Origin of the sequence: Pseudomonas sp. VA159-2 (assembly GCF_024126635.1) — a bacterium.
Lineage (GTDB): Bacteria > Pseudomonadota > Gammaproteobacteria > Pseudomonadales > Pseudomonadaceae > Aquipseudomonas > Aquipseudomonas muyukensis.
In genome coordinates, this window is record NZ_JAMYBV010000048.1 from 1 (window position 1) to 16180 (window position 16180).

The following is a 16180-nucleotide window of genomic DNA, read 5'->3' on the forward strand; positions in this document are numbered from 1 at the left end:
CTACGCAAGAACTCCGCTCGGCCTCCTGAAGTCGCAATGAGTGTCGCCTGAACTATCGCGCGCTTAGAAGCAAAATCAAAAACAGATCAAAAACAGATCAAAAACAGATCAAAAACAGATCAAAAACAGATCAAAAACAGATCAAAAAAACGCTATCCCTTGCTCTACGGCACAACGATAGCAAGCTGCTGTAGTCGTGAAAAATTGACCAGGTTTACACACGAAAAAAAATCAACGCCAACCGACTCTTGCTGACAAAACAGCGATCTAAAACCAACACCACACATCGCTACTTAATAAAGCCAGCGCGATCAACCCCGGAACCCGCCACGCAAGCAATCAAAGACCACATAAGTAAACGGCCTGCCCCGCGAACAATCACGCACAAACCGGCGTCAGCACCGGCTCGCCGGCGAAGAACGCCTGCAGGTTACGCAGCACCAGGCCCACCGTGTCACGCGCCGCCTCCGGCGACTGCCCCGCCACATGCGGCGTGAGCACCGTGTTGCCCAGCGCCTTGAGCGCCTCCGGCACCGCCGGCTCGTCATCGAATACATCCAGCGCCGCCCCAGCGATCACGCCGCCGCGCAAGGCGCCGACCAACGCCTCGGTATCCACCACACTGGCCCGGGCAATGTTGACCAGGTAACCCTCGGCACCCAACGCCTCCAGCACCGCGGCATCGACCAGGTGCCGAGTGCCGTTGCCACCCGGCGTGGCCACCACCAAGATATCCACTGCATCGGCCAGGTGCAGCGGGCTGTCGTACCAGGTATAGGGCACCTCGGCGCGCGGCGTGCGGCTGTGGTAGCTGACGCTCATGTCGAAACCCTGAGCAGCCCGCCGGGCAATGGCCTGGCCCACCGCGCCCAGGCCGATGATACCCAGGCGCTTGCCACTCACCGATGGGCTGATCACCCGGTTCCACTGGCCACGCCGGGTGCTGGCGTCGGCCCGGGGGATATCGCGCAACAGCGCCAGCAACAAGGCCATGGCATGGTCGGCGACAGGGCCAGCATTGGCGCCGGCGCCATTGGTGACAGTGATGCCACGGGCAGCGGCGGCGGCCAGGTCGACCTGCTCGTAGCCGGCACCGATCACGCAGATGATTCGCAGCTTGACCAGGGTGGCGATTTCAGCGGCGTTCAGGCCCAGCGGGCCACGGGTCAGTACCGCATCGATCTCGCTGGCATGCCGGGCGATGGCCTCGGCACGCATCTGCGCCGAGGGTGCGCGGATCAGCCGGTAGCCGGCCTGCTCCAGTAGCGGTAGGTAGTCATCGACGGTTTCCACCAGCACCAGGACTGTCTTGCTCATGCCACCCTCCGGTCGAATGCGAAAGGGGATTATGCCAGTTGTTGGCGCCGCCGGCCCTGTCGCGGGGCCAACGATAATTATTGCCCGAACGCCCTGCCCAGCCCACCCGGCACACCACTGCTGTCGGTGTCCTGCCACGGCCCGGCAGGGCTCAGCGACCAGCTCCAGCCATTGTTCCAACGGTAGTAGGTGCGCTGGCGGTAGAAGGTGTTGGGTTGTTTCTCCAGCACATAGACCCCAAGCTTGGGGTCCCAGTGGCTGGCGCCGCCAGGTGGCGGCGCGAAGCTGGCCGAGGTGCGCGGCATCGGCTTGGGCATCGCCGCCGGCTTGCTAGGCTGGCTACCGGGCTGCCCACCCGGCAGGGGCTTGACCACCGGCCCCTGGTGCGGGGGCGGCGTGGTCTCGATCGGCGGCAGCGGCTCGCGCTCGCCCGGCTGCTGCACCGTACACGCGCCAAGACCCAGGGCCAGGGAAATCAGGGTCAGGCGGACGATGCTGTTCATGGAGGTGCTCTCTTATGAGTCGGGGCTGTCGATGGTCACATGCTGGGTGCCCTGGGTAGCAGTGGCCAACGGCGCGCTCTGGCCCTTCCACTCACCCTGGGTAGGCTGCCCGGCGCGGGAGACGCGGGCTACCAGTTGGACTTCGGCGAAGTCCGACAGTTTCATCTGGGCCATCATCGCGTCGGCGTCCGACAGCTCCACTTCGATCGGCAACTGCGCCACCGTCACCCGCTTGGCCGCCAACGGCATGGGCGGGCCCTTGATCGCGCGGGCGAAGATGAACACGGTGTCGTCCGGGCGCACCTTGTCCTTGAGCGCCGCGGCCAGTTCGACCCGTACTTTCAGGCGCGCCGCCTCGACAACCTTGCCGCCGCCGGCCTTGAGCCTGTCGGCGGCGCGGTCGATACCACCCTGCAGCGCGGCGCGCGAGGCGTCACCCTCGGGCAGTTGCGCCAGCAGGCGCTGCCAGTAGTCGATGGCCTCCTGGAAACGCTCGCCCTCGAAGGCGGCGATGCCGCGCAGGCCCAGGCTGGTGACTTCGCGCGGGTCGGCCTTCAGGGCTTCGTCGGTGAGCGCCTGCAACTGCGTCGACCACTGCTTGTCGGCGGCGAAGTACAGTGCCTGGGCCCATTGCCCGAGCAGCTCGGGCTGGCGCCCGGCCAGGCTCACCGCGCGTTCGAAAGCCTTGGCCGCGTCCGCCGGGCGCTGTTCGGCCATGTAGGCGCGACCGAGGAAGTACAGCCCTTCTGCCGAATCCGGCTGCGCCTGTACCGCACGCTCCAGGCGCGCGGTCATCTCTTCCATCGATTGCGGCGCACGGGCGAACTCCTGGGTCAGTGCCACCTTGTCAGCGGCACCGAAGTGCAGGTACAGCCCCAAAGCCATGGCCGGCACCAGGATCGCCGCCAGCAGCGGGATGACCTTGCCCAGGTGGCCCTGGCGGGCCAGGTCGTGGCGCTCGGTATCGGCCAGCAGTTCGCGAGCCGCCTCGTCGCGGCCCTTGGCCAGCTGTTGTGCATCGAGCACACCGGCGGCCTGCTGGGCGGCCAGTTCGGCGACACGCTCCTGGTACAGCGCCACGTTGAGCGCGGTACGGTCCTGTTCGGCCTGCTGGCGACGATGGCCACGCAGGATCGGCAACAGCAGGAAAGCCAGGGCGGCGAGCAGCAGCAGGCCCGCGCTAAGCCAGAATTCAGTCATGGGTACGTTCTTTTTCCAGCAGTTTGGCGAGACGCTCGCGTTCGTCGGCGGACAGTTCGGTGTTGCCGGCCACGGCTTGGCCGCGGCGTCGGCGGACGATCACCGCGAGCACCACGAAGCCCCCGGCCAGGAGGATCCCGGGGCCGAACCAGAGCAGCCAGGTGCGGCCGCTGAGCGCCGGCTTGTAGCGCACGAAATCGCCATAGCGGTCGACCATGAAGTCGACGATCTGCTGGTTGCTCTGGCCTTCGCCGAGCATGCGGAAGATCTCGCGGCGCAGGTCGGCGGCGATCGGCGCGTTGGAGTCGGCGATGTCCTGGTTCTGGCATTTCGGGCAACGCAGCTCCTTGGTCAGCTGCTGGTAGCGCTCACGCTCGGCTTCGTCGCGAAATTGATAGGTATCGATGGCGGCCTTGGCCATCCCGGCCAGGCCCAACCCCAACACCAGGGCGGCAAGCCAGCGCTTCATGGCCGGGCCTCGTCGACCAGGCCCTGGTACAGCGGCGCCAACTGCTCACGCCACACCGTGGCATCGACCACCCCGACATGCTTGTAGCGGATGATGCCCTTGGCGTCGATCAGGAAGGTTTCCGGCGCGCCGTACACGCCCAGGTCCAGGCCCAGCGTGCCCTGCGGATCGGCGATGTTCAGCTGGTAGGGGTTGTGGAACTCGGCCAGCCATTTCAACGCGGCGGCGTTGTCGTCCTTGTAGTTGACGCCATGGATCACCACGCCCTGTTCAGCCAGCTGGTTCAGGTAAGGGTGCTCGACCTTGCACGATGGGCACCAGGTGCCCCACACGTTGACCAGCGCCGGACGCCCCAGCAGCTCGGCCTGGGTCAGGTTGCGCTCGCCCTGCACCGTGGCCAGCGAGAACGCCGGGAACGGCTTGCCGATCATCGCCGAGGGCAACTCGTCGGGCTTGAGGAACAACCCCTTGTAGAGAAAGACCGCCACCAGCAGGAACACCGCCAGTGGCACTACCATGATCCAACGCTTCATGCAGTTGCTCCAGACACGCCCAGGGCCTCACGCACCCGGGTCTTGACCTTGACGCGGTAGCGCCGGTCGAGGGCCGCCAGCAAACCGCCCAGGCCGGTCAGCAGACCGCCCAGCCAGATCCAGCGGACATAGGGTTTGATATGTACCCGCACCGCCCAGGCACCGTTTTCCAGCGGCTCGCCCAGGGCGACGTACAGGTCGCGGGTGAAACCGGCATCGATGCCGGCCTCGGTCATCATCGACTGCTGCACGGTGTACAGGCGTTTTTCCGGGTGCAGCACCGACACTTCACGGCCCTCGCGCGAAACACGAATGGTGCCCTTGTCGGAAATGAAGTTCGGACCTTCGAAGTGCTTGGCGCCTTCGAACAGGAAGTGATAACCGCCCAGCTCGACGGTTTCGCCAGGCGCCATGCGCAGGTCGCGCTCGGCGCTGTTGTTGCTCGACAACACCACGCCCAGGGCGCACACCACCAGCCCCAGGTGGGCCAGCTGCATGCCCCAGTAGCTGCGCGAAAGGCCACCGAGGCCCTTGGCCAGGCCCTTGTGCCGGGTCTTGTCGAGGATGTCGCGCACACCGCTGAGCACCACCCAGGCGGCCAAGGCGAACACGCTCAGGGCCGGCCAGTCGAAGTCGTCGACCAGCAGCCCGGCCAGCGGCGCCAGTACCGCGCTGCCGATCAGCACCGGGGTCAGCATGCCGGCCAGCCATTTGCCGGGGGTGTCCTTCCAGCGCACCACCACGCCAACGCCAAGCACCAGCATCAGCAACGCCATCAGCGGCAGGAACAACGCATCGAAGTAAGGCGGGCCGACCGACAGCTTGGCCCCGGTCAAGGCATCGAGCACCAGCGGGTACAGGGTGCCGAGCAGGATCATCGACGCCGCCACCACCAGCACCAGGTTGTTGGCCAGCAGCAGCGTCTCGCGCGACCACAGGGCGAAGCCCACCTGGCTCTTGACCACCGGCGCCCGCAAGGCGAACAGGGTCAGCGAGCCGCCGACCACGAACAACAGGAAGATCAGGATGAAGATGCCGCGCGAGGGGTCGGCGGCAAACGCGTGCACCGAGGTCAACACGCCGGAGCGCACCAGGAAGGTGCCCAGCAGGCTCAGCGAGAAGGCGGCGATGGCCAGCAGCACGGTCCAGCTCTTGAACACGCCACGTTTTTCGGTAACCGCCAGCGAGTGGATCAACGCGGTGCCCACCAGCCAGGGCATGAACGAGGCGTTTTCCACCGGGTCCCAGAACCACCAGCCACCCCAGCCCAGCTCGTAGTAGGCCCACCACGAGCCCAGGGTGATGCCCACGCCGAGGAAGGCCCAGGCGACGATGGTCCAGGGCCGCGACCAGCGTGCCCAGGCCGCGTCCAGGCGCCCGCCGAGCAGCGCGGCGATGGCGAAGGCGAAGGCCACCGAGAAGCCGACATAGCCCATGTACAGCATGGGTGGGTGGACGATCAGGCCAAAATCCTGCAACAGCGGGTTGAGGTCGCGGCCATCGCCCGGTACCTGCGGCAGCAGGCGCGAGAACGGGTTGGAGGTGATGATCAGGAAGCTCAGGAAACCCACGCTGATCATGCCCATCACCGCCAGCACCCGGGCCAGCATCACCTGCGGCAACTGGCGCGAGAAGATCGACACGGCGAAGGTCCAGCCCCCCAGGATCATCGCCCACAACAGCAGCGAGCCCTCGTGGGCGCCCCACACGGCGCTGAACTTGTAGTACCAGGGCAAGGCGCTGTTGGAGTTGCTGGCGACATAGGCGACCGAGAAGTTGTCGGTCATGAAGGCGTGGGTCAGGCAGGCGAAGGCAAACGCCAGGAAGGCGAACTGGCCCCACGCCGCCGGACGCGCCAGGCTCATCCACAGGCGGTCGCCGCGCCAGGCGCCGAGCAGCGGCACGGTGGCCTGCACGGCGGCGAAGCAGATCGCCAGGATCATCGCCAACTGGCCCAGCTCGGGAATCACCAGGGCTGCATTCATGGCTTGGCCTCCCCACCCGTGGCGGCCTGGCCGCTTTCCTTCAAGGCCTTGGTGACCTCAGGCGGCATGTATTTCTCGTCGTGCTTGGCCAGCACCTCGTCGGCCACCACCACGCCGTCGGCATTGAGCTTGCCGAGGGCAACGATGCCCTGCCCTTCACGGAACAGGTCGGGGAGGATGCCGCGGTAGGTGATCGGCACCGACTTGGTATAGTCGGTCACCACGAAACGCACGTCCAGCGAGTCGGCCGAGCGCTGCACCGAGCCTTTCTCGACCATGCCGCCGGCACGGATGCGAGTGTCCAGCGGCGCCTCGCCGTTGGCGATCTGGGTCGGGGTGTAGAACAGGTTGATGTTCTGCTGCAGGGCGCTGAGGGCAAAGCCCACCGCCACGCCGACACCGGCCAGCAGGCCGAGGATGATGAACAGGCGTTTCTTGCGCTGCGGATTCACGGTTTGCTCTCCCGGCGCAGACGGCGCGCCTCTTCTTGCAGGTAGCGACGGCGGGCCAGCAGGGGCGCGGCGACATTGAGCGCCAGCACCGCCAGGCAGATGCCATAGGCCGACCAGACGTACAGGCCATGGTGCCCCATGGCCAGGAAATCACTGACGGACGCGAAACTCATCTGGCGGCCTCCCGGCCCAGGCTGTTCAACACTTCATCGCGCACCCAGCTGGCGCGGGCCTCGCGCTTGAGCACTTCGAGGCGCATGCGCAACAACAGCACGGCGCCAAAGAAGCAATAGAAACCCAGCGCGGTGATCAGCAGCGGCGCCCACATTTGCACCGGCATCGCCGGCTTTTCGGTGAGGGTGAAGGTGGCGCCCTGGTGCAGGGTGTTCCACCACTCCACCGAGTACTTGATGATCGGGATGTTGACCACGCCGACGATCGCCAGCACCGCGCAGGCCTTGGCCGAGCTGTCGCGGTTGCTGATCGCCTGGCCCAGGGCGATGATGCCGAAATACAGGAACAGCAGGATCAGCATGGAGGTCAGGCGCGCGTCCCACACCCACCAGCTGCCCCAGGTCGGCTTGCCCCAGATCGCCCCGGTCACCAGCGCCACCGCGGTCATCCAGGCGCCGATGGGCGCCGCGCATTGCAGCGCGACATCGGCCAGTTTCATTTTCCACACCAGCCCCACCACCCCGGCCACCGCCAGCAGCACGTAGCAAGACTGCGCCAGCATCGCCGTGGGCACGTGGATATAAATGATGCGGAAACTGTTGCCTTGCTGGTAGTCCTGAGGGGCAAAGGCCAGGCCCCAGGTGATGCCGACCAGCAGCAACAGGATGGCGGAGACGGTCAGCCACGGCAGCATGCGGCCGCTGATGGCATAGAACCATTTGGGGGAACCCAGCTTGTGGAACCACGTCCAGCTAATTTTCATCAGGGTACATCCAGGGTATTGGCCGGGCTGCGGTGCCCGGGACTCGTTATTCGCCGACGCTGATCTTCAGCCCGGCCGCTATCGCAAAGGGTGCCAGTGTCACGGCCAGGGCAGTCAGGCTGGCAAGCCAGAGCAGATGACCGGTGGCCGGCATATTCTGCAATGCCGCCTGCAACGCACCACTGCCCAGGATCAATACAGGGATATACAACGGCAGAATCAGCAGCGCCAGCAGCAGGCCGCCGCGCTTGAGACCGACCGTCAGCGCCGCGCCCACCGCGCCGAGCAGGCTCAGCACCGGCGTGCCCAGCAGCAACGAGGCCAGCAGCACCGGCAGGCAACTGGCCGGCAGGCCGAGCATCAGCGCCAACAGTGGCGCCAACAATACCAGCGCCAGCCCGGAAAAGATCCAGTGCGCCAGCACCTTGGCCAGCACCAGCATGGCCAGCGGATGGGGCGAGAGCACCCACTGTTCCAGCGAACCGTCCTCGAAGTCGCTGCGAAACAGCCCGTCCAGCGACAACAGCACGGCCAGCAGGGCCGCGACCCAGACCAGTCCCGGTGACAAGGTTTGCAACAATTGTGTCTCGGGGCCGACCGCCAGGGGGAACAGCGCCACCACGATGGCGAAGAACACCAACGGGTTGGCCAGCTCCGCCGGGCGACGGAACAACAGGCGCGCCTCGCGGCGCAACAACAAAAGAAATACGCTCATGCCGCCCACTGCCCCAGGTTCAACTCGCGGTAGCCGCCCGGCTTGCGCGCGAGCGAGTGGTGGGTGGTCAGCACCACGGTACCGCCTTGCTCGCAATGGGCCGCCAAGTGCGCCTCCAATTGCGCCACGCCCTGTTTGTCGAGGGCGGTGAAGGGTTCATCGAGGATCCACAACGGCGGGCTGTCCAGGTACAACCGGGCCAGGGCCACACGACGCTGCTGGCCGGCGGACAGGGTATGGCTGGGAACATCCTCGAAGCCACGCAGGCCGACGGCCTGCAGGGCCTGCCAGATCGCCTCGCGCCCTGCGGGGCGGTGCAGCGCGCACAGCCAGGCGAGGTTTTCTTCCGGGGTCAGCAGGTCCTTGATCCCGGCGGCATGACCGATCCACAGCAGGATGCTGGCCAGGGCGTGACGCTGCTCGGCCAAGGGCTGGCCATTGAACAGGATCTGCCCGGCGGTCGGCTGCATCAGCCCGGCCAGCAGGCGCAGCAGGCTGGTCTTGCCGCTGCCATTGGGGCCGGCGATCTGCAACATGTCGCCGGGACGCAGCTCGAAGTCCAACTGCTCGAACAGCAGCCGCCAGTCGCGCTCGCAGGCCAGGCCCGCGGCTTGGAGGTGAAGGGTCACGGTATCGCCTTATGCAGTGTGGCCTTGCGCCCGGTAGCGATCGCAAAGCCTTGTCTCAAGTCGCCTCGAGCCCTGCCGTTATACTGGCAGTGGCGGGCAGGCGGCATTATTACACGCGGTGCCGCCCTGCCAAGAGGGCGGGTTCGACAGGTTGTATACAATCATGACTGAAATCAATAGTCTCGGCGCTCAAACTGCGGTAAGCCCCCAGGTGGCCAAGGCCGCCATGACCGGCGAACTGCTGCGCCTGCTGCAGGCCCAGCCAGGCTTGCTGGCGCCCGGCGAAAGCGCCGAGGCCGAGGTGGTGAGCCTGCGCCAGGTCGGCCCGGACTTCCAGCTGCTGCTGCGCCTGACCCAGGCCAATGGCAGCCAGAGCCAGGTACTGGCCAGTGCCAGCCAGCCCCTGGCCCCGGGCAGCCAGATCATCGTCAGCCAGCCCGACAGCAACCGCCTGGCGGTCATGGTGCAACTGGGCAACGCCGCCACCGTCGCCACCCTCACCCAGCTCGACACCCGCCAGGTACCGGTTGGCACCCTGTTGCAGGGCAAGGTCCTGACCAGCCAGGCGCTGCCTCCGGCGCCTGGCGAAACCACCAGTTTCCGCTCGCTGGTGAGCCTGCTCAACAGCAGCCAGGCCGGCGCCACCCTGGTCATCGACAGCCCGCGCCGGCTCCCCCTGGGCAGCCTGCTCAGCGCCGTGGTGCAAGGCGACCAGGCCCTGCGTTTCGTGCCCCTGAGCGGTCGTCAGGACCAGCTGGCGGTCACCCAGCACCTGTCGACTCAACAAGCCCAGCAGGCCTCGCTGCCGGGGATGCTCAACGTGCTGCAGCGCATCGCCAGCGCCCCGGATGCCGGTGTCGAATTGCGCGCCAGCGCCGAGCGCCTGCTCGCCAGCCTGCCCGACGCGCGGCAACTGGGGGATGCGAAGAACCTCGCCCGGGCGCTCAACGACAGCGGCACCTTCCTCGAGGCCAAGCTGCTCGGCGGCCAGGCCGCCACCGTCGCCCCGGACCTCAAGGCGCAGTTGCTCCGGCTGGTGGCCCAGGCCCTGCCCAATCAGCCGGGCCACCCGGCGCAGGCCCTGCCCCCCAGCCTGGCCGGCACGCCCCTCGCCCACGCCGTGCCGGGCTTGGCCCGCAGCGCCTTGGGCATGCTCGGCCAGGTCAGCCCGCGCCCCTTGCCCAGCGCTTTCCCCTTGCCCTCGCGGCTGCTGCAGAAGCTGGAAAGCGAAGGCGACCTGCAGCAACTGCTGCGCCTGGCAGCAGCGGCAATTTCCCGGCTGCAGAGCCATTCGTTGTCGAGCCTGCAGCAGACCGGCAGCCTCGATAACGGCAACCAGCAGACCACCTGGCAGAGCGAGATCCCGGTGCGTCACGGGCAGGAGTTCATTCCCCTGCAAGTGAAACTGCAACGCGAGGAAACCCCGCAACAGCAAGCTGACCGCGAACGCGAACAGCACGACCCGCTGCAGGCCTTGTGGCGTATCGAACTGGCCTTCGACCTGTCGCCGCTCGGCCCGCTGCAAGTCCAGGCACAGCTGGCACAGGGGCGCCTGTCCGGCCAGCTGTGGGCACAACAGGCACACACCGCGCGCCTGATCGACAGCCAGTTGGGCACCCTGCGCGAGCGCCTGCTGGCCCGCGGCCTGGACGTCGGCGACCTGGAGTGCCACCCTGGCACCCCGCCGCAAGGCCCGCGCACACGCCTGGAACAACGCTGGGTGGACGAGAACGCATGAGCAAAAAGCCACCACGCCAGGCCATCGCCCTGAACTACGATGGCCAGCAGGCCCCGACCCTGACCGCCAAGGGCGACGACGAGCTGGCCGAGGCCATCCTCGCCCTGGCCCGCGAGCACGAGGTGCCGATCTACGAGAATGCCGAGCTGGTGCGCCTGCTGGCGCGCCTGGAGCTGGGCGAGCAGATCCCCGAAGCGCTGTACCTGACCATCGCCGAAATCATCGCGTTCGCCTGGCAGCTGCGCGGCAAGGTGCCGGTCGGTTTCAGCGACGAACCCGCCGCCGAACGTGATATCACCCCACAACTGCCCGGCCTGCCCTACCGCCCTTGATAGCGGGTGGTAACCCGCTGCCGCTCGCGCGCAGGCCGCATCGATCATCGTGGCGCCTTCTTTTCAAGCTGGGCCACCACGATGAATACCCGTTACGTCAGCAATGCCGGTGTACGCTTTGTCAGCGACCACCTCAAGGACTTTCCTCGCCCTGATCGCGCCGCGGCCACGGCCATCCGCAACTGGGCCGCTCGCCGTGGTCAAACCCTCGACCCCGACCGTACCGATGTGGTCGTGCTGCACCATCAATGGCGCCACGGCATTGGCGAGGTGGGGGTTGTGAAACAGAAAATGACACTGACCCAGGCGGTACTGGCCAACTGGCAAGGCGAGTCGAGCAACGACCTACTCGACGCCGCCTTGGGCAGGCCCTGGGCCGGGAGCTTTCCGAACAGCCGACGCATCACCCTGGTCGACCGGCTCGACCCGCCGAAGCCGCTGTCCAACGGCAGCGGCTACGGCATCTACAACGGTCTTTTCCGCCAGACCGTCCCCAGCGAATACAGCGCCCGTACCCATGTCGCCCTCGCGGCTGAAGACTTCCAGCAGTTCATCTGGGACCTCGACTTCCACACTACCTACAAGACCATGCTGGATACCTACTGGCAGCGCCGCGCCAGCGGTCACCGCCTGGCGGCGAAGATCGCCTTCATCACCGCCTGCAACCGCCAGGTCGCCGAAGGCAGCCTCGACGACCCGGCGCGCCGACTTGCCTGGCGCGCGGCGGGGCTGGAACAGGCGCCCGCACCGTTGCACCTGCGCTTTCTCAACATCTATGGCTATGTCGCCACCGACCTGCTGCAGATCAGCGATCCGGCAAGCGACCTGACCCTGCTCTACATCCCAGGCAACGCCGCGCCGCTGCATGCTTTCGCCAGCCCCGGCGCGCTGCAGGACTGGATCGCCAGCCAGTGCCGCAGCCCCGACACCCGCGCCGCTTTGCAACAGCACTTCGCCCTGGCCGATGTGCCCGACGGCCTCGACTTCAGTGGCCTGGCCACCGCGCTGGACGGGCTAGGCCTGTACCCTGCCCGCAACCACCTGCCCAGCAACCGGCCAGGTTTCACCGCTGAAGGCGTTTGGCATCCACGTACCTACGTCAACTACAAGCCCGACCAGTACAGCCCGTTGATCGAGGACGACCTGTTCCTGGCCCTGACCCAGCAGCAACGCAAGCGCAGCTACGAGGATGCCGATTACCGCATCACCAGCAATGGCCAAGTGAGCAAAGCCCGCTGGCGGGGCTACCTGAACTCGGCGATCAACCTGCTCGCTCCGCTGGCTATCGTGGTGCCAGAACTGGCGCCGATCTACGCCCTGGGTGGCATCGCCCAGTTCGGCCTGGGCCTGGATCAAGCCATCAATGCCCATGGCCAGGAGGAACGCGCCGAGGGTGCGGGCAACGCGACCTTCGGCCTGTTCAATGCCCTGCCGCTGGTGCACGCCGGCCTGAGCCGCGACGTGGCGCTCTATCGAGTCAAGAACGAGGGTTTCATCGCGCCGCAGGAGGTCAACGGTCGCCTGGGCTACCCACTGAGCCCAGTCTCGCCCCCGCACTTGCCGGCCGACGAGGTCGCACCTTACTTTCATACCCCCGACGCAATCCCTGCAATCCCGGGTGCCGATGCAGCCACCTACGCGGCCATCGACCGGATACCGCGCTACGACGGGACGCCTGATCTGCTGGCCGCCTCCGTGGGTGGCTACAACGCCGAGATGGTCTATGACCTGGAGAGTGACAGCTTCATCTTCGAAGGCGACCTCAACGAAGTCGACCCAATCCACTACATACCCCAGGCCGGCAGCCGCGACCTGCTGCCGGTGAACTTGCGCAACCGGGTCGTCACCGACCCGATGCGCATGGCCACCCTGCGCGCACTCGGCGTGGACCTGCACCTGCCGGTGGCGATAGCAGATGCGCCAACCGCCGGCATCCGGCCAATTCCACGGCAGTTCCTCGGTCTCTGGATAGGCGACAAGATCATCGACGCGCCACTGCTGACCAATCTGGGCAATAACGCCGAACGCTTAAATGGCACCTCCTACCGCCTGCGCCTTTATCTGTCCAAGGCCGACACTGGCGCCTACACCGAGAACTTGCGCCTGCTGGGCATGCATGCCCCCGGCCTGCAAGTGCTGCCCTTGGAAGAACAACCCTGGTTCATCAGTTTTCGTGACGGCCCCTACCATCCCCAGTATCAGGCCGCGATTGCCGGTGGCAACTTCTCGTCAGCCTCGGATGTGCTGCGTTATCCCATGCTGCACAGTGAAGGCGGTATCTACATGGACGTGGATGACAGCCTGCTGGCCGTGGGTGAACATCCCTACGTCGTCGCCGGTCAAGCGCTCGGCAGCCCAGGCGAAGCCATCGAGCAAGTCGCGTTGAGCACCAGCGACGAAGGGCTGTTGCTGTTCCCACCGATGTCCAATGAAAAGCTCGGCATGAATTGGCAGTTCAATACCAGCGTGATCGGCAGCCACGCCGGCAACCCGACATTGCGGGCGATCAGCGAGGAAATGCGCAGCCGCTACCTGGCAGAACCAGGCTTCTATGCCAGCCGCCCCAGCCTTCGCCAAGACCCGCAAGGCTTCTATCGCTATGCCAGCAATCTCAACCGCCTGACCGGTCCGGGGCTGCTCACCGACGTGGTCGACCAGCACCTGCCGACGCTGAAACTCCTGCGCCAGATCACCAACCTGTTCCAGATGCCCCGCATCAACGCCGGCTTGTATGTAGACCTGGACCGCTATCGGACAGTCTCGCGGCAGTTGCTGCCGTTCAACCGCCTGGTGCGCGTGGGTGGCAATCACTCCTGGGCCAAGCCCTAGCCACAGGGCCCGCACACGCCCACCGCCTTTGTTGGCGAGCCAAGCACGACGGCGCCTCTGGCATCGACACCCTCAATGAAAACCGGGCGACTCACGTCGCCCGGTTCATCACTCGCCGCGGTGCAGCTTGCTCATCAGTTGCGCCTCGGCCTGGGTCAGGCCGCAGGTCTGGGTCAGCTCTTCGACACTGGCGCCCATCACCACCAGCTTGGCCGCCTGGGTGAAGGTGACGCTGTTGGGGTCGCGCTGCTCGAGTTGCTGCAGTTTCTCGGGCAACGGCGCGACCACCGCGCGCAGTTCGTGGATCGCCTCGCCCATGCGCACGGTGCCGTTCTGGTAGTCGTCCAGGCGCTTGGCCAGGTCCTTGATGCGCTGGTCACGCAGCGCATCGCCCTCGGCCTGCTGGGCGGCCAGCTCGCGCTGGCGCTTGCTGTAGTTGAGGAAGAACCACAGGCTCAGCGCCCAGAGCAGCGCCAGGAAGATGACAGCAACCTCGAAGATCAACTCAGATGTTCTCCAGCTCGGACCACTCTTCCTCGGTCATCATCTTGTCCAGTTCGACCAGGATCAGCAGCTCGCCGTTCTTGTTGCAAACGCCCTGGATGAACTTGGCCGACTCTTCGTTGCCGACGTTCGGCGCGGTCTCGATCTCCGACTGGCGCAGGTACACCACTTCAGCGACGCTGTCGACGAGGATACCGACCACCTGCTTGTCCGCCTCGATGATAACGATGCGGGTGTTGTCGGTGACTTCGCTGGACATCAGGCCGAAGCGCTGGCGGGTGTCGATCACCGTCACCACGTTGCCGCGCAGGTTGATGATGCCCAGCACGTAGCTCGGTGCGCCCGGTACCGGGGCGATCTCGGTGTAGCGCAGCACTTCTTGCACCTGCATCACATTGATGCCGTAGGACTCGTTGTCCAGACGGAAGGTGACCCATTGCAGGATCGGATCTTCGGAACCTTGTGCAGACGACTTTTTCATTCCCCTAGCCCTCTAAATCCGCCTTTGGCGGTGTGCTCTGTGTAGCCGCGGCAGTAGCGGCGTGGATTCAGTTGTGTTTGGTGTTCATCTGCTTGACCGCGCCACTGGCGATCAGCTCGGCCAGTTCGGCCACATCGAGCAGCGCGCACATGTGTTCGATCACCGTGCCCGCCAGCCACGGGCGCTGGCCGCGCTGGCTGCGCCACTTGATCTCGGCCGGGTCCAGGCGCAGCGAACGGCTGACCTGGTGTACCGCCAAGCCCCATTCGTAGCCCTGCACGGAAATCACGTATTGCAGGCCCTGGCGAAAATCGTCGCGGTAGCGGTCGGGCATGACCCAACGCGCCGTGTCCAGCACCTTGAGATTGCCCGCCTGGCACGTGAGGATGCCGAGGAACCAGTCCGGCTGGCCGAACAGCGGTGTCAGCTCCTGCCCGGCCAGGGTGTAGATCGAACCCAGGCAGACCAGGGGTACCGCCAAGGTCAGGCCGGCCACGTCGAATAGCAGGCATTCGAATGGCTCGGCGGCCCAGGCCGGACGCCCATCGACCGTGGCCGGAGGGGTCGGCGCAGCAGGCGCGGCCGGGGCATGCAGCTCGACCAGCGGCGCCACCAACTCGGCGGTCGGTGCTTCGCTGGGGAGCGCAATGCTGGCTTCGGCCACCAAGCTGACCTCCGGCGCCTCTACAGGGGGCGCCGGGGGCAGAACAGTGGGCAGGACCTTGGCGTGCGGCTCGGCGAAAGGCCGGGCCGGCACAGGCGCAGGCGCGTCCTGACGCTGGGCGTCGCGGGCTTGTTCCTCACGGACGGCCGCCTCGAACTCATCGCTGGGCGCCGCTTCGATCGCCGGCGCGCTGACTGCCGGTGCGTGCTCCGGCAGGTCGAATATTTCGGTGGCTTCCTGCAGCAACCCGTCGAGGTAGGACTGCAGGGCCATCTGGGGCTTGCTGGTGATAGGCCGGGCCTGGTTCATCACGCCACCTGCAACGCAGAGCGGTAGGTAAGCAGGTGCTTGAGCAGCGCCCGGTAGGCCACCACGCCACGGCTCTTGCCGTCGAACTGCGACGGCGTGAGGCCGTTGCGGCTGGCGTCGCGCAGGCGTGTGTCAACCGGGATGTAACCCTGCCAGACCTGCTCGCCATAGGTGTCGCGCAGCACTTTCAGGGTGCCCAGCGAGGCCTGGGTGCGGCGGTCGAACAGCGTGGGCACGATCTGATACGGCAGCGCCTGCTTGCGCGAGCGGTTGATCATGCCCAGGGTTCCGACCATGCGCTCCAGGCCCTTGACCGCAAGGAACTCGGTCTGCACCGGAATCACCAATTGCTGGCTGGCGGCCAGGGCGTTGACCATCAGTACGCCGAGCAAGGGCGGGCTGTCGATCAAGGCGAAGTCGAAATCTTGCCACAGCTGCGCCAGACTCTTGGCGATCACCAGGCCCAGGCCGCTCTGTCCTGGCGACTGGCGCTCGAGCACCGCCCGTGATGCAGACGCTGCCGGCCTTCGTCTACCTGATCCCGGTGCTGATGCTGTTCGGCCTGGGCAAGGTGCCGGCGGTG

Annotated in this window: 17 protein-coding genes and 2 pseudogenes; 4 read left to right on the plus strand and 15 right to left on the minus strand. The window is 66.1% G+C overall.

Features of this window, described 5'->3' with window-relative positions; all coding sequences use genetic code 11:
* Nucleotides 1–378: 378 nt before the first annotated feature.
* The 11 genes from NJG22_RS23900 to ccmA form a co-directional block, all read right to left on the minus strand.
* Complete coding sequence (locus NJG22_RS23900; RefSeq protein WP_253098351.1) at nucleotides 379–1317, minus strand: 2-hydroxyacid dehydrogenase; 939 nt, start codon at nucleotides 1315–1317, stop codon at nucleotides 379–381.
* Nucleotides 1318–1394: 77 nt separating this feature from the next.
* Nucleotides 1395–1820, minus strand: a complete 426-nt coding sequence (locus NJG22_RS23905) for a hypothetical protein (RefSeq protein ID WP_253098353.1) — start codon at nucleotides 1818–1820, stop codon at nucleotides 1395–1397.
* 12 nt (nucleotides 1821–1832) lie between these two features.
* A complete protein-coding gene (ccmI, locus tag NJG22_RS23910) occupies nucleotides 1833–3020 on the minus strand; it encodes a c-type cytochrome biogenesis protein CcmI (RefSeq protein WP_253098355.1) in 1188 nt (395 codons plus the stop codon).
* Nucleotides 3013–3489 (minus strand): cytochrome c-type biogenesis protein, encoded by a 477-nt coding sequence (locus NJG22_RS23915; RefSeq protein ID WP_253098357.1) that lies wholly within the window; start codon nucleotides 3487–3489, stop codon nucleotides 3013–3015. Before NJG22_RS23915 ends, ccmI begins: the two co-directional genes overlap by 8 nt.
* The gene (locus tag NJG22_RS23920) at nucleotides 3486–4022 is read right to left on the minus strand and encodes a DsbE family thiol:disulfide interchange protein (protein ID WP_253098359.1); all 537 of its coding nucleotides are present in this window, start codon (nucleotides 4020–4022) and stop codon (nucleotides 3486–3488) included. Before NJG22_RS23920 ends, NJG22_RS23915 begins: the two co-directional genes overlap by 4 nt.
* Nucleotides 4019–5992 (minus strand): heme lyase CcmF/NrfE family subunit, encoded by a 1974-nt coding sequence (locus tag NJG22_RS23925; protein WP_253098371.1) that lies wholly within the window; start codon nucleotides 5990–5992, stop codon nucleotides 4019–4021. The genes NJG22_RS23920 and NJG22_RS23925 overlap by 4 nt, the downstream gene beginning before the upstream one ends.
* Before the next feature lie 11 nt (nucleotides 5993–6003).
* A complete protein-coding gene (gene ccmE / locus NJG22_RS23930) occupies nucleotides 6004–6459 on the minus strand; it encodes a cytochrome c maturation protein CcmE (RefSeq protein WP_217848946.1) in 456 nt (151 codons plus the stop codon).
* On the minus strand, nucleotides 6456–6632 hold the full coding sequence (ccmD, locus tag NJG22_RS23935) for a heme exporter protein CcmD (protein WP_253098361.1): 177 nt from the start codon (nucleotides 6630–6632) through the stop codon (nucleotides 6456–6458). Before ccmD ends, ccmE begins: the two co-directional genes overlap by 4 nt.
* A complete protein-coding gene (locus NJG22_RS23940; RefSeq protein WP_253098363.1) occupies nucleotides 6629–7396 on the minus strand; it encodes a heme ABC transporter permease in 768 nt (255 codons plus the stop codon). Before NJG22_RS23940 ends, ccmD begins: the two co-directional genes overlap by 4 nt.
* 46 nt (nucleotides 7397–7442) lie before the next feature.
* The gene (ccmB, locus tag NJG22_RS23945) at nucleotides 7443–8111 is read right to left on the minus strand and encodes a heme exporter protein CcmB (protein ID WP_134693825.1); all 669 of its coding nucleotides are present in this window, start codon (nucleotides 8109–8111) and stop codon (nucleotides 7443–7445) included.
* Complete coding sequence (ccmA, locus tag NJG22_RS23950; protein WP_217848950.1) at nucleotides 8108–8740, minus strand: cytochrome c biogenesis heme-transporting ATPase CcmA; 633 nt, start codon at nucleotides 8738–8740, stop codon at nucleotides 8108–8110. The genes ccmB and ccmA overlap by 4 nt, the downstream gene beginning before the upstream one ends.
* Before the next feature lie 163 nt (nucleotides 8741–8903).
* On the opposite strand from ccmA, the gene NJG22_RS23955 reads away from it, so the two are divergent.
* The 3 genes from NJG22_RS23955 to NJG22_RS23965 all read left to right on the plus strand — a co-directional run bounded on the left by NJG22_RS23955 (nucleotide 8904) and on the right by NJG22_RS23965 (nucleotide 13639).
* Nucleotides 8904–10478: a flagellar hook-length control protein FliK gene (locus NJG22_RS23955; protein WP_253098365.1), complete on the plus strand. Its 1575-nt coding sequence runs from the start codon at nucleotides 8904–8906 to the stop codon at nucleotides 10476–10478.
* Nucleotides 10475–10810 (plus strand): EscU/YscU/HrcU family type III secretion system export apparatus switch protein, encoded by a 336-nt coding sequence (locus tag NJG22_RS23960; RefSeq protein ID WP_217848954.1) that lies wholly within the window; start codon nucleotides 10475–10477, stop codon nucleotides 10808–10810. Before NJG22_RS23955 ends, NJG22_RS23960 begins: the two co-directional genes overlap by 4 nt.
* 81 nt (nucleotides 10811–10891) lie before the next feature.
* Entirely contained in the window at nucleotides 10892–13639 is a 2748-nt protein-coding gene (locus tag NJG22_RS23965; RefSeq protein ID WP_253098367.1) for a DUF6543 domain-containing protein, read from the plus strand.
* 108 nt (nucleotides 13640–13747) lie between these two features.
* Here the strand turns inward: NJG22_RS23965 and NJG22_RS23970 are convergent, their stop codons facing one another.
* The 4 genes and pseudogenes from NJG22_RS23970 to NJG22_RS23985 form a co-directional block, all read right to left on the minus strand.
* Nucleotides 13748–14143 carry a DUF2802 domain-containing protein gene (locus tag NJG22_RS23970; protein WP_134693819.1) on the minus strand — a complete coding sequence of 132 codons (396 nt, stop codon included), beginning with the start codon at nucleotides 14141–14143 and terminating at the stop codon, nucleotides 13748–13750.
* 1 nt (nucleotide 14144) lies between these two features.
* On the minus strand, nucleotides 14145–14624 hold the full coding sequence (locus NJG22_RS23975) for a chemotaxis protein CheW (RefSeq protein ID WP_023630607.1): 480 nt from the start codon (nucleotides 14622–14624) through the stop codon (nucleotides 14145–14147).
* A gap of 67 nt (nucleotides 14625–14691) precedes the next feature.
* Complete coding sequence (locus tag NJG22_RS23980) at nucleotides 14692–15597, minus strand: CheW domain-containing protein (RefSeq protein ID WP_253098369.1); 906 nt, start codon at nucleotides 15595–15597, stop codon at nucleotides 14692–14694.
* A pseudogene (locus tag NJG22_RS23985) lies at nucleotides 15597–16115 on the minus strand (ParA family protein); the annotation flags it as partial. The gene NJG22_RS23980 and the pseudogene NJG22_RS23985, both read right to left, overlap by 1 nt.
* Between NJG22_RS23985 and NJG22_RS23990 the strand changes: the two are divergent.
* Nucleotides 16103–16180, plus strand: a pseudogene (locus NJG22_RS23990) (hypothetical protein); the annotation flags it as partial. The pseudogenes NJG22_RS23985 and NJG22_RS23990 overlap by 13 nt on opposite strands.